This window comes from Prevotella communis, from assembly GCF_022024175.1.
Classification (GTDB): domain Bacteria; phylum Bacteroidota; class Bacteroidia; order Bacteroidales; family Bacteroidaceae; genus Prevotella; species Prevotella communis.
Genome location: NZ_CP091794.1, coordinates 300,423 through 320,713 on the forward strand (window position 1 = coordinate 300,423; position 20,291 = coordinate 320,713).

The window sequence follows — 20,291 nt, forward strand, 5'->3', positions numbered from 1 at the left end:
TTTAAAGACTTTGCATGTCGTTCAGTTTCTTGTAGTAGCCATCCATGCTGAGCAGTTCATCGTGGGTGCCGCGCTCTACGATACGTCCTTCGTGGAGTACGCATATCTCGTCTGCATTCTTGATGGTCGACAGGCGGTGGGCAATAGCCACGGTGGTGCGTGTCTTCATCAGACGTTCCAGGGCATCCTGTACCAGTCGCTCACTCTCTGTATCGAGGGCTGATGTGGCCTCATCGAGAATCAGGATGGGAGGATTCTTCAAGATGGCACGGGCAATGCTCACGCGCTGGCGCTGACCACCCGACAATCGTCCGCCACGGTCTCCGATGTTAGTCTCAAATCCCTGTTCCGACTGCATGATGAAATCATAGGCGTTGGCAATCTTTGCTGCCTCGGCAATCTGCTCGTCTGTAGCTTTGTCCACACCAAAGGCGATGTTGTTACGGAAGGTGTCGTTAAACAGGATAGCCTCCTGGTTGACATTGCCTATCAGCTGGCGCAGGTCGTGTATGCCAAGGTCCTTCACGTTAATGCCATCAATCAGCACTTCTCCTTCCTGTACGTCGTAGTAACGTGGAATCAGGTCTACGAGTGTTGACTTACCGCCACCGCTCTGTCCTACCAGCGCGATGGTCTTTCCCTTTGGAATCACTAAGTTGATGTCCTGAAGCACCCACTTGTCGCCATAGCGGAAGGATACATGACGGAACTCAATCTGGTGTTCGAAAGAGCCGATATGCTTAGGATTCTCTTTCTCCTTGATGGTGTTCTCTGCCAAGAGGATTTTGTCAATACGCTCCATGGATGCCAGTCCCTTGGGGATGTTGTAGCTGGCCTTTGAGAATTCCTTCAATGGATTGATGATAGAATAGAGAATCACCATGTAGTAGATGAACGTAGGGCCGGTGATAGCCTGGTTGTTGAGTACCAGCATGCCGCCAAACCAAAGTACGATGACAATCATCACGGTACCGAGGAACTCACTCATGGGGTGAGCCGATGACTGACGGATATTAACCTTCATCAGATGGTCACGATAAGAAGAGTTGATCTTGTCGAAACGCTTGTTCATCTTCTCCTCTGCACAGAAAGCCTTGATGATGCGCAGACCACCAAGCGTCTCCTCTGCCTGACTCATCGTGTCGCTCCATAGGGCCTGAGCCTCGATACTCTTGCGCTTCAGCTTACGTCCTATCATTCCCATGATCCATCCCATGACGGGTACGATAATCAGGGTGAAAAGGGTCAGCTGCCACGATACAAACAGCATCGTAGAGAAATAGGCGATAATCAGTACGGGGTTCTTGAACAGCATGTCGAGTGATGACATGATGCTCGACTCTACCTCCAGTACGTCGCCGCTCATACGGGCAATGATATCTCCCTTTCGTTCCTCAGAGAAGAAACCCAGGGGGAGAGACGTGATCTTCTGATAAATCTGGTTACGTATATCGCGTACCACACCGGTACGGATAGGTACGATACAGGCTGAGGTGAGGAAGTAGAATCCCGTCTTCAGCATGGTTGTGCTTGCCAGGAACAGACCGATGAGCAACAAGGTAGTGGTTGGGCCATAGTCGGCTATCAGGCCGTTGACATAATAGTTCAGGTTGTTCATCAACACCTCCTGTACATTTCCCCAGTCCCATGCCATCACGGAGGTCGCAGCCTCTGCGTCGCCGGTCTGGAACAGGATTTGCAGGATAGGTATCAGGGCTGCAAATGAGAAAATGTTGAGCACTGCCGATGACACGTTGAAGAATATCGACAGGAGCAGGTATTTCTTATAGGGAGGCACGAAACGCCTCAGTACTTTCAAAAACTCTTTCATTTATCTTTTTTCAACTTTCACTTTTTGATTACCAACTGGTCGTTGTTCATACGCTGCATGTACTGCTGGATGATGGACTTCATCTGTCGCGTCATCTGGCTGAGCGTGTCGGCAGGTATGGATTTCAGTATATTGTGCGTAAAGGTGGAGTCTGTACGATAATGGAAGGCTGACGTGACCTGTTCGCCGTCAAACTCCAGTGCATAGGGGCCCTTCACGAATTCATAGCCATTGCTGCTCGCTACCCAGTGGAGTGCGTGGCTCTCTTCTGCTGACGTGTTGAGCATGTCCTTCCCGAAAGCCAGGTAAGGCTTGTCGTAATGCAGGTATGAGAGCACGGTGGGCATGATATCAGTCTGCTCCACGATGTGCTGCGTGTCATAGCCTCGCAAGGCCTTGTCGCCAGGAGCGTAGAGGATGATAGGCACGCAGTAGTTGCCCAGCGTGGTGCGGTAGAATGGGTCTGTGGCGCCACTGGTGTGGTCGGCGGTAATCACGAAGAGCGTATTCTTGAACCATGGCTGCTTTTTGGCAGTCTCAAAGAAGAGGCGGAGGGCATTGTCGCTATAGGCCACGCATTCCATCACGTCGTCTTCACCCTTGGGGAACTTCCCTTTGTATCTTTCGGGCACGACGCAGGGCGTATGCGATGAGGCCGTGAATACAGCAGTCATGAAAGGCTGTTGCATCTTGGTCATCTGCTGGGCATAGAACTGCAGGAACTCCTCGTCCCAGATGGCCCAGGTGCCGTCGAAATCATCGTCGCCATGGAAGTTGGGGTCTTCATTATATTCCGTTCTGCCGTAATAATTCTTAAAGCCAGTAGCACGGGCAAAGGCCTGGAATCCCATGGAATTGTTCTGTGCGCCGTGGAAAAATGCCGTGGTGTATCCTTTCTGCTCTCCCAGCTCGCGTGCCAGTCCTGACATGTGGTTCAGGGATGCAGGTGTGAGGAACAGCGGTTCTACATAGTTGGGCAGCGACGACAGTACCGATGGCATGCCCTCGATACTCCTTCGTCCGTTGGCATAGGAATACTGCCATGTCATGGCCCCGTTGGCTATCAGTGAGTCAAGGAATGGTGTGTATCCCTTGTAGGTGCCATTACGCAGCGTCTTGTTGTAATAGCCGAAATGCTGTTTGCCGAAACTCTCCAGAATAAACACAACCACATTCTTCGGCGTGAAAGCTACAGAGTCGGCCGGCGTATGAATAGGGGAGTAGAGTGCCAAGGCCTCTTCCTCGCTCATGTAATCGGGTGTGATGAGTGGTTTCTTGCTCAGCGTGCGATAGATGCTGAAAGGCGTGTTCAGTACGATACCTGTCTCAGCAGGACGGTCTACAAACTGATTGGCATTGCTGATGGTGATAGGACGCACAGCGGCGGTAAAGCCTCCACGCATACCGGCCACCGTCAGGGGGATGGTTACCAGTAACGCTACTGTCTGCACAATATAATATCTGAGCAGAGGTGATGTGAAAGCAGACTTTTCACTTTTCCCCTTTCCTTTTACTCTTGGCAGGAAGGTCTTCCACAGCACCCACGACAGCAGGAATGCCAGCAGTACCAGGTACCAGTTGGCGATAAACTGCTCGCCCATAATCTTGGTCATGCCGCCCACGCCTTCGTTACTGAACTCGTAGAAAACCGAGGTTGTGGTGCGCTTGCCCGTAAAGGGGAAATATACACAGTCGCAGAGATTTGCCCAGATGGCAACGGAGTTACAGATAACGTAAATCCACCTGACTACTTTGTAGTAGCCTTTACGCTCTTTCCAATGCAGGGGGAATAGCATCATCAGGATGACCAGGGCATTGGTATAGAGAATGGCTGTGGTATCAAAAATCAGTCCAGCGCCAAATAAGTCAAGGGCGTGACCCCATGTCATGGTGTCAGCATACATACCCCAGTTCAGCAGTAGGAATACCAGTCGGCAGAATGTGAACATCAGGTAGACAATGCCTAAGTTGCCAACCAGTGCTATTACGGGATGATTATAAAATGAACTTTTCATTTTTGTAAATGTACTTTTCATACTTTAAAGGTGCAAAAGTACGAAGAATTTACGAAAAATCAGCGTAGTAAAGGCTTTATTTCAAAAAATTGTACTACTTTTGCAGTCATATGGCAAAAAAAAGAGCAAAAAGAACGACTTTAGTCGTTATTCTCCTAGTTTTGATAGGGGCTGGTTTTTGGGCATCCAGTCGTTGGGATGCCTGGTTTCGTAATCCTGAAGAGGCGCCTTATGTATCTGAGGCAGAACCCCATCGTGTGCTGCTCACCTTTGGTGACAGTCTGGAATCGTCAAGAAATGTCAGTTGGCAGGCCGACAGTATCCTCCATCCCTCGTATCTGGAGCTGGCCCAGTTGCCTGATGGTGATACCGTAAAGGTTGAGGCCTATGGCGAAGTGTTCCGTTCACGCAGTGGCGTGGCCGCCTATTATGTGGCCCGTCTCCGTCAGTTGCGCCCTGATGCCCAGTATGCCTATCGTGCTGTGACCGACGGGAAAGCCTCTCAATGGTATCATTTCCAGACCTACAAGGAAAACCGTAACAACCTGTCGTTCATGTATGTTGGTGATGTGCAGGATACGGTGGGCGGAGCTTCCAACCGTATTCTGAAGGAAGCCTTGGCTTATCATCCCCAGACCGAGTTCCTGGTTTGTGGAGGCGACCTGACGGATCGTCCGAAAGATGAGTGCTGGGCAGAGACCTTCCGTGATGTGGACAGTATCTGTCAGGCGATGCCCCTGCTCACCGTGACGGGTAATCACGACTATCTGAAGGGCGTCATCGTATCTTTGGAACGCCGTTTCCCCCTGATTTATTCCTATTTCCTTGATTCCAAGATTGAGGATAACCAGGTCTATACCGTCCGTTATGGTTCTGCACAGTTCTTCCTGTTGGACAGTAACCGTGAACTGCCTTACCTGCTGACCCAGCGCAGTTGGCTGGAACGTGAGTTGCAGAACAGCAGCGCACGTTGGAAGATTGTGGTTCTGCATCATCCTCTTTTCTCGTTGAAAGGCCATAACAACCTGATTCAGCGATGGGTGTTCAATGACCTGATTGAGGAGTATGGGGTTGACCTGGTGATGCAGGGTCACGAACATGCCTATGGACGCATGACGCGCCATGATGACAATGACAAGGCAACGACGCCGGTCTATACCGTGAGCCATTGTTCACCCAAGAATTATCGCATACAGTTTGATGATGAGTTTGATAAGTTTGGTATCTCCAGTCGCTATTATCAAACCGTTGATATTAAGGGAGATACATTGGTGATGGCTACCTATGAATCCTATCATCACTCACTCTATGACTCCCTGCGTATTGTAAAGAAAGGTGATAGTGTGAATATCCTGGACTTTGGTCGTGATATTCCTGAATATATGGAATATACGCCCGACCCTTCCAGTAAGAAAGACCGGGCGTATGCCGAACGAATCGAGGCGTATAAGGCAAAGCATCCTGAGAGGATGCGGAAGTAGTCCTTATACTTCCTCGCCGAAAAGAGTAGCGCTGGTGCTGCCTGTGATGCGCACCCGTACTGTTTCTCCAATATGGTGGTTTCCTTTGTTGAAGACCACCATTTTATTTTGTTCCGTGCGACCGCAGAGCTGCTCACGACTGCGCTTGGAGAAACCTTCTACCAGCACGTCAAACTCCTTGCCCTCGTCCTTCTTGTTCTGCTGGGCAGAAATCTCAGTCTGCAGGGCAATGAGCTCGTTCAGTCTGCGAATCTTCTCTTCTTCTGCGATATTGTCGGGCAGATGTTTTGAGGCGTATGTGCCGGGGCGCTCAGAATATTTGAACATAAAGGCAGAGTCATAGCCTACCTCGCGCATCAGACTGAGACTGAGCTGATGGTCTTCCTCTGTCTCGTCGTGATAGCCTACGAAGATATCGGTGGACAGCCCGCAGTCAGGTATAATCCTGCGGATGGCAGCCACACGGTCCATATACCACTCACGGGTATATTTGCGGTTCATCAGTTTCAGGATACGGTCAGAGCCGCTCTGTACGGGCAGATGGATGTGCTTGCACACATTGGGCTCTTCGGCAATGACGCGCAAGGTCTCGTCGCTCATGTCCTTAGGGTGTGAGGTGGTGAAACGGATGCGCATCTGGGGTGCCTCGTGGGCCACCAGTCTGAGGAGCTGGGCAAAAGTGACTTCTTCATTGCCACTCTCCTTCACGACTTCACTCTTGTATGAGTTCACATTCTGTCCCAGCAACGTTACCTCCTTGAAGCCACGGTCACGCAGATCGCGTACCTCACGCAGGATGCTCTCTACGTCGCGGCTGCGCTCACGACCACGGGTGTAGGGCACGATGCAGTAGTGGCAGAAGTTGTTACAGCCACGCATGATGCTCACGAAACCGCCAATCTTATGACCCAGGCCAATGCGCTGAGGCACAACGTCCTTATAGGTCTCTGAAGTAGACAGTTCGATATTCATGGCCTTATGTCCCAGTTCGGCCTGGGCCACCAGGTCGGGCAGAGTCATATAGGCATCGGGTCCGGCCACGAGGTCGGCCCCATGATTCTCCAGCAGGTCCTGTTGCACGCGCTCAGCCATACAGCCCAGCACGCCGATAACCAACGGACGCTTGCGCTTGATGGCACCCAGTGCCTCCAAACGATGGTATATCTTCTGTTCGGCATTATCGCGCACCGAACAAGTATTCAAAAATACAGCATCGGCCTCTTCCAGACTTTCACAAGTCTCATAGCCAGCCATTTGCATTACTGAGGCCACTACCTCAGAATCGGCCACATTCATCTGACAGCCATAAGTTTCTATAAACAGTTTCTTCATCATATTAATTTAAATCCGGGTGCAAAGGTACGAACTTTTTTCTGCATATAGCCTTAAATAAAACTAATTTTTATCCACAGTTGGCACATGTGTCGTAGAAAATGTTTAATTTTGCACGCAATTTTTGACAATACACATTATTATATAATAAAAAAGCATGGATAAAGTAAGTTATGCCCTGGGTTTGGGCATCGGACAGCAGCTGGCACAGATGGGTGCTACAGATCTGAATGTAGATGATTTCGCACAGTCAATCAAGGATGTGCTCGCAGGTGCTGAGCTGAAGGTGTCGCATCGTGATGCCCAGCAGATTGTGCAGGAATATTTTGCAAAGAAGGAAGCCGCTATGAATGCAGAGCGTGCCGAGAAGGGCAAGGCTGCTAAGGAAGAGGGCGAGAAATATCTGGCTGAGAATGCCAAGAAGGAAGGTGTTATCACGACTGCCAGCGGCCTGCAGTATCAGGTGCTGAAGGAGGGTAACGGTAAGAAGCCTACCGCCAAGGATTCTGTGAAGTGTCACTACGAGGGTTTCCTCATCGACGGTACCGTGTTCGACAGCAGTGTACAGCGTGGTGAGCCCGCCGTGTTCGGCCTGCAGCAGGTTATCGCTGGCTGGACCGAGGGTCTGCAGCTGATGTCTGAGGGTGGCAAGTACCGCTTCTTCATCCCTTACCGCCTGGCTTATGGCGAGGGTGGCGCAGGTGCTATGATTCCTCCCTTTGCTACCTTGATTTTCGATGTAGAGCTCATCGAGGTGATGTAATTGGTATATCGACAAATAACACAATAAAAATTTAAAACAAAAATGAAAAAGATTTTTTCTATGGCTGTTGCAGCCATTGCTGTTGCTGGCATGATGTCATGCAACGGAAACTCGCCTAAGGCAAGTTTGAAAACTGATGTTGATACCCTGAGCTATGCTGTCGGTATGAGTCAGAGTCAGGGTCTCATGGATTATCTGTCACGTGCCAAGGGCGTAGACACCACCTACATCGCAGAGTTCCTGCAGGGTGTTAACGACGGTGCCAATGCCGCTGATGATCCTAAGAAGGCTGCTTATTTCGCTGGTATCGAGATTGGTCAGCAGATTTCCAACAACATGGTGAAGGGTCTGAACTATCAGCTCTTCGGTGAGGATTCTACTCAGACCGTATCTCTCCGCAATATCCTTGCAGGTTTCGTCAATGGTGTAAAGGGCGACGGCAAGATGACTGTTCAGGAGGCTGACTCAGTTGCCAATGTTCTGTTCGAGGCTATCAAGGCCAAGGCTCAGGAGAAGCAGTTTGGTGCCAACAAGACTGCCGGTGAGAAGTTCCTGGCTCAGAATGCCAAGAAGGAAGGTGTGAAGACCCTGCCTTGCGGTGTTCAGTACAAGGTGATTAAGGAAGGCAACGGTGCTATGCCTGCTGATACCTCTACCGTAGTGGTTAACTACGAGGGGCGTCTGGTTGACGGTACTGTGTTCGACGCTTCTAACCGTCATGGTGACCAGCCCGCCGAGTTCATGGTTGGCCGTGTTATCAAGGGTTGGCAGGAGGCTCTGAAGGCTATGCCTGCTGGTTCAGAGTGGGAGATCTACATTCCTCAGGAGTTGGGCTACGGTGCCAACCAGTCTGGTCAGATTCCTCCTTTCTCTGCCCTGATTTTCAAGGTAGAACTTGTTGAAGTGAAGTAATTCTGATATGAAGAAGATACTGACTATAGCACTCGCCCTCGTGGTGAGTGCTTCTTTTAGCACCATGGATGCTAAAAAGAAGAAGGATAAGAAGGCCGACAAGACCGAGGTGGTGAAGGCTCCCGTGAAGCTGCTCTCAAGCAGTGACTCGCTGAGCTATACCGTTGGTATGTCTGTTACCGAGGGCCTGGTAGGCTATCTGCAGTCTCAGCTGGGTGTTGACACCGCTTACATGACTGATTTCGTGGCTGGTTTCGAAGAGGCTGTCAAGGCACTGAAGGATCCCCGTCAGAAGGCGCGTATGGCTGGTGTGACGATTGCCGAGCAGGTGAGCGGACGTATGCTCTCTGGTTTGAAGCAGGAGGCCGATGGTGCTCCCGATTCCATCAACGAGCAACTCTTCTTCCGTGGCTTTGCTGATGCTTTGCTGGGTGATACCACGGTGATGACTACCGCAAAGGCTCATACCGTGTCTAGTCAGAAGACCGAGGCTAACCGTCAGGCCAAGATTGCTGCCCTGACAGAGAAAGGTCGTGCTTTCCTGGCCGAGAATGCCAAGAAGGAAGGTGTGATTTGTCTGCCCAGCGGTTTGCAGTACAAGGTGCTGAAGCAGGGTGATGGCATCGTGCCTCAGAAGACCGACAAGGTGAAGGTGCACTATGAGGGCCGACTGATCGACGGCACCGTGTTTGATGCTTCTTCTAAGCATGGAACCGAACCCGCTACCTTCCGTCCCGACCAGGTTATCAAGGGATGGACAGAGGCGCTCACCATGATGCCTGTTGGTTCTAAGTGGCAGCTCTATATTCCTCAGGAACTGGGTTACGGCGAGCGTGCTGCAGGACAGATTCCTCCCTATTCAACCTTGATTTTTGACGTAGAATTGGTAGGTATTGATAAATAAATCATCAATTTTTCCGAAAAAAGTTGCATGATTAAATAAAAAAGTGTACTTTTGCTATCAGATTGCAAAAGTACACTTTTTAAATGGAGAAAATTGATAACCTAGACAAGAAAATTCTGAGCATCTTGTCACAGAATGCACGCATTCCTTTTAAGGATGTTGCCGCTGACTGCGGTGTGTCGCGTGCTGCTATTCATCAGCGTGTGCAGCGCCTTGTTGATAATAATGTTATCACGGGCAGCGGCTTTGACGTTAACCCCAAGTCTTTGGGCTATCGCACTTGTACCTATGTAGGTATCACCCTGGAGCGTGGTTCTATGTACAAGGATGTGGTGAAGCGTCTGGAACTCGTCCCTGAGGTTGTGGAGTGCCATTTCACCACAGGTCCTTATACCATGATGGTGAAACTCTATGCGCGCGACAATGAGCAGTTGATGGACCTCATCAATGGCCAGCTGCAGGAGATTCCCGGCGTGGTGGCTACAGAGACGCTGATCTCGCTCGAACAGAGCATCAAACGTGAAATACCTGTTCATTTCGAAGAAATAGAATTGTAAATGAGGCATTTTGATTTGAATGCTATACTGGCCGAGGCTCATCAGGAATTCCCTGTCGCGCAGCGTCGGCCGGTTATTGGTATTACAGGCAACTATGGTGAGCTGACCTGTAAACTGGGTGAGGGATACTATAAACAGATAGTGGCTGCTGGTGGTGTGCCTATGATTATTCCGCCTGTGGCTGACAAGACAGTGCTGGCCGACACGCTCGACCGTATTGATGCCCTGATGCTCAGTGGCGGAGCCGATATCAACCCCCTCTATTGTGGTGAGGAACCTGTGCCGGGCCTGGGAGGCATCAATAGTGAGCGCGACCTGCCCGAACTGCTCATTGCCCGAATGGCCTATAACCGTCAGTTGCCTATCCTTGGCATCTGTCGTGGCATCCAGACCTTGGCTGTGGCTTTGGGTGGCAAGGTGGAGCAGGATATCAAGTTGACTACCGTGAAACATTCACAGGATGCCGATCGCTCAGAACCTACGCATTCTGTCTCCATTGAAAAAGATTCTACCTTGTATAAAATATACAGCGGTAGCAAGTCTTTCACTCTTCACTCTTCACTTTTCCCTCTCTATGTCAACTCCTTCCATCATCAGGCGGTGAGCGATGCCGGACCCCGTTTCCGTGTTGTCGGCCGTGCTGCCGATGGGGTGATAGAGGCTATTGAGAGTACTGAGTTCAAACCTATCCTGGGTGTGCAGTGGCATCCGGAGTGTATGGGTGCCGACGGACTGCCTGTCTTCCAGTGGCTGGTGGACGAGGCACGGAAGTTCAAGGAGGTGAAGCGTGTGCATCATCACACCTTGACGCTCGACACCCATTGCGACACGCCGATGTTCTTCCCTCAGGATGTGAACTTCGCCGCTCGCGACCCACGTATCCTCGTTGACTTGCATAAGATGACCGAGGGACGCCAGGATGCTACGATTATGGTGGCTTACCTGCCTCAGCAGAGTGACCAGTGGCAAGGCGTTAAAGGCGAGAAACGTGCTTTTGCTGACGATATCTTTGATAAGATTGAACAAATCGTGGCACAGAATGCCGATTATCTGGCGCTTGCCCGTACGCCTCAGCAGTTGTGGGATAATAAGCATGCCGGACGCAAGAGTATCATGATGGGTATCGAGAACGGTTTGGCACTTGATGGTGACATCCACAATATTCAGCATTTCAAGGACCGTGGCATCGTCTATATCACCCTTTGTCATAATGGCGATAATGACATCTGCGACTCTGCCCGTGGCTCTGAGACCCATGGTGGCGTGAGTGCCTTTGGGCAGGAGGTTATCCGCGAGATGAACCGACTGGGTATTATGGTCGATCTGAGTCATGCCCACGAGAAGAGTTTCTATGATGCCTTGGAACTGTCAAGGACGCCTATCGTATGCAGTCATAGTTCGGCTCGTGCCCTGTGTGACCATCCGCGCAACCTGACCGACGACCAGATGCGTGCCCTTGCCGCCAAGGGTGGCGTGTGCCAGATAACGCTTTATCATGGGTTTCTGAAGAAAGAGGGCGAGGCTACCATCTTGGATGCTATGCAACATTTGGACCATGCTATCCAGGTGATGGGTATCGACCACGTAGGGCTGGGTACCGATTTCGATGGCGATGGTGGTATCCGTGGGTTGGCAAACAGTAGTGAGCTGACCAACTTCACCCGCCAGCTGCTGGCTCGTCGTTATAGTGATGCCGATATCCAGAAGATATGGGGCGGCAACTTCCTGCGTGTCATGCAGCAGGTGCAAGGTAATAATGGATAATGGATAATTGAAAATTAAAAGACCTGATGAATATGAAGAAGATTTTTAGCTGGATGCTGACCGCCATCCTTGCTTGCGGTGCTATGAGTGCTCAGGCACAAGTGATGAAAGCGGCCGATTTGGAGAAATATGCTAAAGAGAAATATGGTGATAAGTGGCTCGATGCTGCTGCTAACCTGGCCAAGGAACTGACGCTGGATAAGAACGAGTCGCTGTCTTATCAGCAGGTTATCGAGGCCCCTGGTAAGACGAAGGCGCAGCTTTATGTGGCGCTGAACTACTGGGCTACGGCTACCTTTAAGGACAAGCAGGCTATCACGCTCAATGACAAGGATGCAGGCTGCATCATCATCTCTTCTTCTATCGATGGTATCGCTGATCATACAGGTACCCTCAACCGTTATGTGGTGAGCATCACGCCCGTCATCAAGATTGATATCAAGGAAGGACGTGTGCGTGTCACTTATACCGTACAAAACTATGACATCCTCAAGGCTGAGGCTGCTGGCTGGATTGGTGGTATTTTCGATAACAGTTCCAACCGTACAGATCGTCAGAATGTCTATGGTGATGGCAAGCGCCTGAAGGGTGACAATACCGATCGCCGTCTCTACGACGAGCAGTGGGAGATTGCCAAGCATTATCCTTTTGTGGAGAAAGATAATAAGAAGCGTACCTGCTCTAAGGCTCTCGTGATGACCCACGCCTATTCCAACGCTATCATGGATAAGGTGGAGGAAGCCATCAAGAATGGTATCGTGGGCAACGAGGACGAAGACTGGTAAGTCCGGCGGTATTTATTAAAAGTATTTCTTGAGTTCGCGGGTTCCTTCCCTGACCTCTTCAATGATTTGTTGGCAACGTTCACGAGACATGCGGATGTTCATGCCTACAGTTATCATGTCTTCGTCTGAGGGTAATCCTTTGAAGTTGATGGTTGAGGCGTGTTCCCCCAGAGTGGCATCGTTGGTCAGGTCGTAAGCGGGAGCCAACGACCACTTCCCGTCACGACAGATGAAACTGAAGTTGCGTGCATGGTCATCCATGTTGTGGGCAAAGACATTGAATGCCATCCGTCGGAACTGTTGTTCTACGGCCTTGGGCGATTGTGTCAGATAGCCTGTCAACTGCAACAGATTATGGTATTCCATCTTTGGGGGAGTGATGGGTTCATTCAGTAAGGCGCTGGCTGTGGCAACATGTAGGCGGACGTCGTTCTCAATGTCAAAGCGGCGAACGGCAAAGTATTTGCCTTCTATCAGTTTGAACTCTGGTACGTCTATGCCGCATTGGCGAGCAACCTTATTATAATCGTATTCTAATTGGCCGATGTACTTGGGGTCGTAGGTGTGGCGGAATTTTACCAGCCAATGTCCGTCAGCATCGGAGAAGATGGCCTTTGGACGTACACCACCAGAGTTCCCGCTCTTAAAATAGAGCATGTCGGCATTCTCTTCCGTCCGCTCTGACAGTACATCTAGTGCTATCTGCTGCATCTCATCAAAAGAGCGTTGGCTATCCTCTTGTTGTAGTTTCGTTTCAGGCAGATAACACAGAGCTCCCATTCCGGAATTGCCAACTATGCTCAGCCATTGTACGGGTGTTAATCCTTGTGGGTCAACGCCAGACTTCTTGAGCACTTTTCGTAGAAGGTATTCGCCATAGCCACCAGGCAGACTGTCTTCGAACACTCCGAAGTTACCATTGAACGGCTGGTAATCGGCAGTAAACAAACCAGCTTTCAAGGGTAATTGTAAAGGAGAAATTGAAAAACCGTCCGAAAGCCAGTCATTGTCATACTCAAATTGACAATTCGACCTGTTGCCCATAGACAGTGTTCCCACTTTTCGCCCATGATACATCACGCTGACTGCTTGTACATTCTTTATCATACGCCACGCTTTCTAGTACGGTTCTTGTTAATCTCCAGCAGTTCCTCCATTGTGTCGTATTTCGGTTCTGCCAACAACTGCATGATTTCCTCAGAATAGCCTAAGGCTTTCGCTAATTTTACATACGATTCTAAAGAAATGGAGTGCTTCAATTCAAAGCGCTGAATGGATGAAGCAGGCACACCGCTCATCTCCGCAAGACTCTTTGTGGAGAGTTTCTTCTCCAAGCGTCTTGTCTTCAGGTTCTCTGCCAACCGCTGCATCGTTGTTTGCAGCGGATAAGGATCAAATACGTATTTCTTATGCATCGTATATTATGCGTAATTCGCTAAATTTTCGTTTTATACATCAAATATGGTGTACAAAGTTACGAATAATAATCCAAACTACCAAATATTTAGTCCTTTTTCTTCGCATCGAGGTGATAGCTGAAGCTGAGCCCGATGTAGTGGTGGCGGAAGTCGCTCCACGAGGTAGTTTTCTGGTAGGCGGTCTGGTCGGCACGGAAGCTGTCCTCGTTGTTAAGAATGTCCTCAAACTCCAAGCCCAGTTTGGCTTTATTCTTGAGAATCTTCCAAGATACCGAACCATTCCACAACAGGAGGTCCTTGTTCATAGACTGCACGTTGTAGCCTCGGCGGGTGCTTTCTGTAAGATCGGTGTTGAAAACAAAGTTGCCAACGGTGACCTCGCCTTTGATACCAAATCTGTTGTTCCACAGCGTGGTGTTCTGCTCGGGTGAGGCATCATAACGCTGGCGGTTGGCATCAATCTCGGCAAAGACGGAGGTCTTCAGCCAGTTGCGGTCGAACGACAGGGTAATCTTTTCTTTTGGATGGAAGCTGCTTTGCTGGTTGAGCGTACGCTCCGTTTGTGTGGGCAGCAAGGTCAGATAGCCATAGCGTTGCTCAGTGCTGATTTCCAGGTTGTTTTGCAGACGGAAGTAATCGCCCAACGCCTGATCGAGGTTCAGACGGAACGACCATGTCTGACTGCCCTTCACATTCTCTGTGCGGCTGACATAGACGGCAGTCGTGGGGTCATAGCTCAGGGCGCTGATATGCTCGCGGTCAGAAGAGCGATAGCTCATGGTGAGGTTGAATGAGGTCTGACTCTTTGACAACACCATATTGTATGACAAAGAAGCATCATGGGTGTGGGTGTCTTTCAGATAGGGGTTGCCTTCGACGATGTAGAGAGGATTGGTAAGGTCGCGATAGGCCAGCGTGTTGAGTAGGGTGGGCATCTTGGTCTTGAAGCTATAGTTCACATTGAGGCCGATGGTCTTGGTGATTTTCCAGTTGGCACGCAATGATGGGTCTATCTGGAAACTATGACGTACGGCAGCCGTGTCGAGTTGTCCTCGCTGGTAGTCCTGATTCTCACGCTGCCATTGGGCTGATACGTTGGGCATCAGCTGGAGGGCTTTGAGGTTGATGGTCTGACTGATGTTAAATTCGTGAAGCAGTGTGGTGTGTCGGTCCTTATAGCTGTTGGCTTCGTCAACCAGACCGTCAGTCAGGAAATCGCAGTCCCTACGGTTGCGTTCATACGACAGTTTGTAGGTTGCTTTCATCCGCCATTTCTGGGTGAGCCAGCGATTGAAGAAGAGTTCGCCGAAGGTTTGGAACGTTTTTGAGGGTGAGGTGTAGAACTGGTTTAGTTGCGAGGAGCTGATAGATGCAGTATTTGAGGTGATGGTGCGCGTGGTCCAGCTCTCAGTCTTATTCTCTCTGTATCTGATGTAGTAGTTGATGCCCAGCGACCCATCCTTGACAAAATGTTCCCATCCTCCGCGAGACCAAAGGTTGGTTTGGTGTCCTTCGTCGTGCTGGGAGGTGAGTTGCGACAGCGTTGGCGCATAGGTGGAGGTGCCTGCCTGCATCTCCTCTTCCTCGACGGCCTGACGGCTGTGTGAGCGTGTCTTGGAATAATTCACACCGCCTCTTATATAGAAGGTGTTAAGTGTGTCTGGGCTCCAATCCGCTCCTGCTTGGATTCTTGGCGCCAGTCTATGGTTGCGCTGATAGTTCTTGGAAGTGGAACGGGTGGCAGCAGTATTGGGGAAATAGTTCTCTGTAATCTGATTGTTGGTTTTCCAATCATCATGGTGAATCAATCCTGCAGTGACGTCGTAAGAGTTCTCCAGATTGTGGTTTCCCATCTTCTTGGGCCAGTTGTGCTGATAGCCCGTGGAAAGGCCTTGTTCGATGCCGTAGCCTCTGCCGCCATTAAAGATCATCCAGTCGCGCATGTTGCGCTCATGTCCTACTCCTGTGTTGTTGGCATTGGCAAAGACCAAGACGGGGTCGGTCTTCGACAGGCGGTTCATCACCAGCATGCCTTCATAGTGCTGAGGGCTTTGCGCGCTGGCTGTGACGTCGCCATACCAGCGGTCCAGAAAGCCGGGCTTAATGGTGAGGTCGAGCACCATATCCTCTGTGCCGTCGTCCTTGCCTGTGCGCTCGCTGAATGTGGATTGCTTGTTGTAGGCTTTGATATCCTGCACAGCTTCGGCAGGCAACTGTCCCACGATGTCATCGTCCCCCAAGAGCCTCTGGCCACCCATCGTGATGCGGATGGGTTTGCCGTTCCATGACAGTTTGCCGTTTTCGTCAACCTGTACGCCTGGCAACTGGCGGATGAGCTCGTCAAGGCGTGCACCTTCCTGCAGGTGGAATGCCTCTGGATGGAAGACGATGGTGTCGCCTTTGACCGTGAAGCGACGGGCGCGCCCCTTCACCTCTACCATTTTCAGCATCTGTGGCGACATGGTCAGTTCGATGTCGCCCAGGTCGAGCGTATCTTTCCTGCTGTCACTAAAGGCAAGGAATGTTTTCGTCTTGGAATAATAGCCTAACATCGCAGCAGTCACTTTGTTGCGGCCTTCTGCGTTTATAGAGAAGCAGCCAAGCGAGTCTGTCTTAAAATAGGCCCATGTCCAGCCTTCATCGATATGATCAAACTTCAACTGCGCCTCGGGCAGCGGTTCCTTGGTCTCCGCGTCCACTACACGACCTTTGACGACGTCCGCGTATGCAGTTGTATTGCCGAAAAGTAGCGCAACGAGAATGAGAAGAGGGTTAAGGATGGTTTCCTTCATGATTGAATATGGTTGTTTAATGTTTTATCTTGAAGTACTCGAGTAGGGCTTTGTATTTAGCTCGTTTTCTGCTGCAAATATATTAAATTTTGTCGATACCGGCAAGAATTTGAGTGCGTTTTTTATTATTTCTTGTTGCTGAACACTTCAGTCAGTTTCTTTTCTATGTCCTTTCCATGCAGGCCGTCAGGGCAATGAGGGCAAGCAGGAGGGTCGTTAAGGCGTTTTTAATCATTGGTTTCCTATTTTTGTTTTTTTCTGTCACCCTCACCATGAACCGTCTGAAATGCCGATGTATAAAGGGGTTGATGGGTGTTGAGGATGCTCTTCATCCTACACTAATCCTACACTCACCCTACACTGCCCCCTCACTTACACCTCATGAAAAAATACGTCGTTGAGGTACTCCGATTACGTCGCCCACGTACTCTGAGTACGTCCCCTGCGTACGGACAGTTATACATGAATTTCATGTACTTTTCTTTTGTCTGCGACGCTACACGAATGACCATGAAAATCCATAAATGACTCATAAATATTGATTCATGAAATAATTTTTGTCCATTTATGATTATTTATGTAGCGCCGCAGGCAGACTAAAGGTTCTTTGGCAAAAGATTCTGAGGTAAGCGTATCCGCTTTGACGCCTTGCAGGCTATAGTGCCTTCCATCTGTCAGGCAGTAGCTCCCTGTATTTCTGTATGTCTACAGGTTTCTTAGGAGGTATCGCAGCAGCCCTGTTGATAATGTCAGAGATGTATTCAAAGAAATTAATCCCCAGGAGCCTGCACGAGCATGCCAGCGAGTAATATATGGCTGCACGCTCCGCTCCCTTATGGGATCCAAAGAAGAGTGAGTTCCTTCTTGATAGGGATATGTATCTGTTGAGTCTTTCTACAAGATTGTTGTCCAGATTGTAGTCGCCTCTGGTGAAGATATTCTCGATGGCTTCCCATTCGTTGATCATATAGTTCACGGCATTATGCCTGTCCGACTTGGGCAGCATCTCCGGATCAGCAGCCATCTGGTCGAGCTTCCTGCGTATCTTCTTCAGTATCCCTGGGGCATACTTCCTCCTCCAGCGGAGATTCTTCTCCGTTGTCCATCCGTCTGTTCCGATCTTGTGCTGATGCTCCATCTGATAGAGCTCATTGATGAGCCTGACTATAGCCTGTGCCTCTTCGTCATCGTCGCCGCAATCGAGGAATTTCCTCTTCACATGCTGCAGGCAGGACAGTCTCGTAAGCTGTGCCGCCATCTTCCTGTAGGGAGCAAAACCGTCTGACTGGAAGGTCCCTCCATAGTCGCCTATATAGTTAAGGATGACGTCCTGTCCTCTTGATCCGTCATGATAAAAGTAATAGACCAGGCCTGTATGTATCGCTGTCACTACCCAGATATATCCTTTCTTCGAGCCCTTTCCGCCAGGCACCTTGACAAGCACGCGGTGATAGGTCTCGTCGCCTGCCAGATAGTCGTCCTCCTTGACTGCCTGCCCCATCGCCTTGTACAGGTTTTCAAAAATGGCCTCTGTCTTGCGCAGCAGTCCGTGGGCCGTCCCCTTGTCCATATCGAAGCCGTTCTCAGCAAAATACTTCACGATACGCTCCACGGGCATGGAGTAGATGTAGCGCAGCTGGGCGATGCCTGCAATGAAGGAGCCGTCGTAGTTGGAGCCCTGCAGAGGAGCAAGGGGAGCCCTGCCCTCCATGATGCTTCCGTCCTGGGTATATACATGTACGTGATATATTTTCTTGATGAAGCGCATGGGTACGAGGATATAGCGTACCACGTCACGGGTATCGATCAGGCGTGCCTTCATCTCGTCGAAACGGGCATCGGTGGGATAGACGTCTTCTTCCTCTATTTCTACCTCGTAGTGTTCCTTACGCCTGGCACCGTAGTTGGTCTTCTCCCTCGGCTTCGGCTCTGGATCTGCCTGCACATCGTTGGAGTTTGGAGCAGGCTCATTGGAAGCAGCGACTGACGGAGTCTGCTTCTCCGACCTGTTCTGCTGTATCTTCGTCAGTCCCTTGATGATGTTGTGCTGTTTCTGTTCCTCGGCATTCTTCTGGACGAGCAGGTCCTCCAGCGATGACACCTTCCTGAGAAGCTCATCCACCTTACGGTTGGCATCTCCAAGCTGCTGTTGGAGAAAGGCAATCTGCTGCTGGAGCATACTGATAATCTCGTCCTTTTTCATACCACAAAGGTACAAAAAAAAGACGAGAGCACCAAAGAAAAACCAAACTATTTTTAAATTAATTTACTGATAATCAGACGATTGCAAAACACAAGAATTTTCAATTCTCAGTCTCTTGCGATATCTGACACTCTTGAGGCTCACACCCCGCATGATGGCGGAAAGTGTCCTGTAGGGCATCTCTACGGCCTTCTGACCAGGCCTGAAACGGGGAAGCTCGAAGGTGCCTCTCTCCAGCCGCTTCTGGTAGAGAAGGAAACCGTCGCCGTCCCAGCAAAGGAGTTTCACCATCTGACGGTTCTTGCCAAAGAAGATGAATACATCACCATTGAGCAGCGGACGCTTCAGTTCCTGAATTACCAGTTTTGAGAGTCCGTTGATTCCCATATTCATCCGCACATAGCGCTGGCACACATAATACTGTCTGCTTTCCTCTAATCCGAACATGGCACGCCCTCCCCGGAATAAAGTTTAAGGAATGAAACGACTGCCTCGGCACTGCCGCGACGAATATTGATCACCGTCCCGTCAGGAAGTGTCAGGCTGATACCCGTAAGAAGGTCACAAGGACGGATGGGAACATCTGGTTCAGATGCCAGACGGACTGGAAGAATCGATGGTGCTGACGACATAGATGAATCCAACGTGTCTGACTCATTACGAAACTGGAGAACGCGGCTCTTCGCATCGTGCACACTGTAGCCACGACCGTAAAGCCACTTCTCGAAACATCGTTGCTTTACGTGGACAGAACGAAGATATGCAGCAAGGCGCAAGCGAGGCTGCTTCTCTAATTCTGAAAGAAATTGATGCCAGGTCTTCTCATGACGGGCATCGGCTGTCTGTAATTCCATATTGCATAGTCTATTTAAATTAAGAATATGCAAAGGTACCGACTTTTGGGATACGAGTCAAGACGTCAAAGCGGATACGCTTACATTCTGAGTGTAGGGTCAGTGTAGGATATGGTGAGGGTGAGTGTAGGGTTGAGAGCACCCTACACTGGCCTCAAAGCCTTTGTTGCAGGGCGTTTCCTGCGTTTGGAGTGAGGGTTGATGGTAAAACGTTTTTCTTGTCGAGAAACGTCGTTTTGCTGATAGAGAAACGACGAGTTGCTCGTCAAGATGCTCTGAAATGGAGAATGTAATTTCTTTTTACGACTTAAATTACGTCGGGATTTCTTGCTAAATCAATAATATTTTTGAGCTGATTCATTTGATGATTTGAATTAGCTCAAATCATGAAATGAGTTAACTCAAATCATGAAATGAGTTAAGTGAATTTTTTAGGGTCATTTTTGTGCAATATAGTCCTATCAGCAAGGAAATGGAGCCAAAGTGATTTGTCAAGAAAACTTATTTGCCTTTTTTGCACGAAATCTCATGTCCAGTCAGAAACCATAGGTTAAGGCATCGTAAGTCATAGACTAAGGACTCGTAAACCTATGGTTTAGCAACCGTAAACCATAGAGTTACTACCTCAAACTCATTGAGTTGCGATCCCAAACTCATTAGTTCCTACAGGTAAGCCAAAC

At 49.8% G+C, this 20,291-nt stretch carries 16 protein-coding genes; 7 read left to right on the forward strand and 9 right to left on the reverse strand.

What is annotated here, in order from left to right:
• Window position 1: 1 nt before the first annotated feature.
• Both L6466_RS01130 and L6466_RS01135 read right to left on the reverse strand, forming a co-directional pair.
• On the reverse strand, window positions 2-1,831 hold the full coding sequence (locus tag L6466_RS01130) for an ABC transporter ATP-binding protein (RefSeq protein ID WP_237802321.1): 1,830 nt from the start codon (window positions 1,829-1,831) through the stop codon (window positions 2-4).
• Window positions 1,832-1,848: 17 nt separating this feature from the next.
• Window positions 1,849-3,846 carry an LTA synthase family protein gene (locus L6466_RS01135; RefSeq protein ID WP_237802320.1) on the reverse strand — a complete coding sequence of 666 codons (1,998 nt, stop codon included), beginning with the start codon at window positions 3,844-3,846 and terminating at the stop codon, window positions 1,849-1,851.
• Window positions 3,847-3,956: 110 nt separating this feature from the next.
• Between L6466_RS01135 and L6466_RS01140 the strand changes: the two genes are divergently transcribed.
• Complete coding sequence (locus tag L6466_RS01140; RefSeq protein ID WP_237802319.1) at window positions 3,957-5,327, forward strand: purple acid phosphatase family protein; 1,371 nt, start codon at window positions 3,957-3,959, stop codon at window positions 5,325-5,327.
• Between the two features lie 3 nt (window positions 5,328-5,330).
• Here L6466_RS01140 and miaB read toward each other — a convergent pair whose 3' ends face one another.
• Complete coding sequence (miaB, locus tag L6466_RS01145; protein WP_237803571.1) at window positions 5,331-6,659, reverse strand: tRNA (N6-isopentenyl adenosine(37)-C2)-methylthiotransferase MiaB; 1,329 nt, start codon at window positions 6,657-6,659, stop codon at window positions 5,331-5,333.
• Between the two features lie 157 nt (window positions 6,660-6,816).
• Between miaB and bamJ (L6466_RS01150) the strand changes: the two genes are divergently transcribed.
• The 6 genes from bamJ (L6466_RS01150) to L6466_RS01175 all read left to right on the forward strand — a co-directional run bounded on the left by bamJ (L6466_RS01150) (window position 6,817) and on the right by L6466_RS01175 (window position 12,344).
• Window positions 6,817-7,422, forward strand: coding sequence for a BamJ family beta-barrel-assembly machinery protein (bamJ, locus tag L6466_RS01150; protein ID WP_091813609.1), 606 nt, complete (start codon window positions 6,817-6,819; stop codon window positions 7,420-7,422).
• Between the two features lie 42 nt (window positions 7,423-7,464).
• Entirely contained in the window at window positions 7,465-8,334 is an 870-nt protein-coding gene (bamJ, locus tag L6466_RS01155; RefSeq protein WP_091813612.1) for a BamJ family beta-barrel-assembly machinery protein, read from the forward strand.
• Window positions 8,335-8,341: 7 nt separating this feature from the next.
• Window positions 8,342-9,238: a BamJ family beta-barrel-assembly machinery protein gene (gene bamJ, locus L6466_RS01160; protein ID WP_237802318.1), complete on the forward strand. Its 897-nt coding sequence runs from the start codon at window positions 8,342-8,344 to the stop codon at window positions 9,236-9,238.
• An 83-nt stretch (window positions 9,239-9,321) separates the two neighbouring features.
• The gene (locus L6466_RS01165; protein WP_091813618.1) at window positions 9,322-9,795 is read left to right on the forward strand and encodes an Lrp/AsnC family transcriptional regulator; all 474 of its coding nucleotides are present in this window, start codon (window positions 9,322-9,324) and stop codon (window positions 9,793-9,795) included.
• The gene (locus tag L6466_RS01170) at window positions 9,796-11,559 is read left to right on the forward strand and encodes a membrane dipeptidase (RefSeq protein ID WP_237802317.1); all 1,764 of its coding nucleotides are present in this window, start codon (window positions 9,796-9,798) and stop codon (window positions 11,557-11,559) included.
• A 32-nt stretch (window positions 11,560-11,591) separates the two neighbouring features.
• Window positions 11,592-12,344, forward strand: a complete 753-nt coding sequence (locus tag L6466_RS01175) for a DUF4468 domain-containing protein (RefSeq protein WP_237802316.1) — start codon at window positions 11,592-11,594, stop codon at window positions 12,342-12,344.
• A 15-nt stretch (window positions 12,345-12,359) separates the two neighbouring features.
• On the opposite strand, the gene L6466_RS01180 is transcribed toward L6466_RS01175, so the two are convergent.
• The 6 genes from L6466_RS01180 to L6466_RS01205 form a co-directional block, all read right to left on the reverse strand.
• Window positions 12,360-13,448, reverse strand: a complete 1,089-nt coding sequence (locus L6466_RS01180) for a type II toxin-antitoxin system HipA family toxin (protein WP_237803570.1) — start codon at window positions 13,446-13,448, stop codon at window positions 12,360-12,362.
• On the reverse strand, window positions 13,448-13,759 hold the full coding sequence (locus L6466_RS01185) for a helix-turn-helix domain-containing protein (protein ID WP_237802315.1): 312 nt from the start codon (window positions 13,757-13,759) through the stop codon (window positions 13,448-13,450). The genes L6466_RS01180 and L6466_RS01185 overlap by 1 nt, the downstream gene beginning before the upstream one ends.
• Window positions 13,760-13,848: 89 nt before the next feature.
• Window positions 13,849-16,554 carry an outer membrane beta-barrel protein gene (locus tag L6466_RS01190; protein WP_237802314.1) on the reverse strand — a complete coding sequence of 902 codons (2,706 nt, stop codon included), beginning with the start codon at window positions 16,552-16,554 and terminating at the stop codon, window positions 13,849-13,851.
• A 655-nt stretch (window positions 16,555-17,209) separates the two neighbouring features.
• Window positions 17,210-18,757: an IS66 family transposase gene (gene tnpC / locus L6466_RS01195; protein ID WP_237802313.1), complete on the reverse strand. Its 1,548-nt coding sequence runs from the start codon at window positions 18,755-18,757 to the stop codon at window positions 17,210-17,212.
• Window positions 18,758-18,820: 63 nt separating this feature from the next.
• A complete protein-coding gene (tnpB, locus tag L6466_RS01200) occupies window positions 18,821-19,204 on the reverse strand; it encodes an IS66 family insertion sequence element accessory protein TnpB (protein WP_237802312.1) in 384 nt (127 codons plus the stop codon).
• Window positions 19,192-19,611, reverse strand: coding sequence for a hypothetical protein (locus L6466_RS01205; RefSeq protein WP_237802311.1), 420 nt, complete (start codon window positions 19,609-19,611; stop codon window positions 19,192-19,194). The genes tnpB and L6466_RS01205 overlap by 13 nt, the downstream gene beginning before the upstream one ends.
• Window positions 19,612-20,291 lie beyond the last annotated feature (680 nt).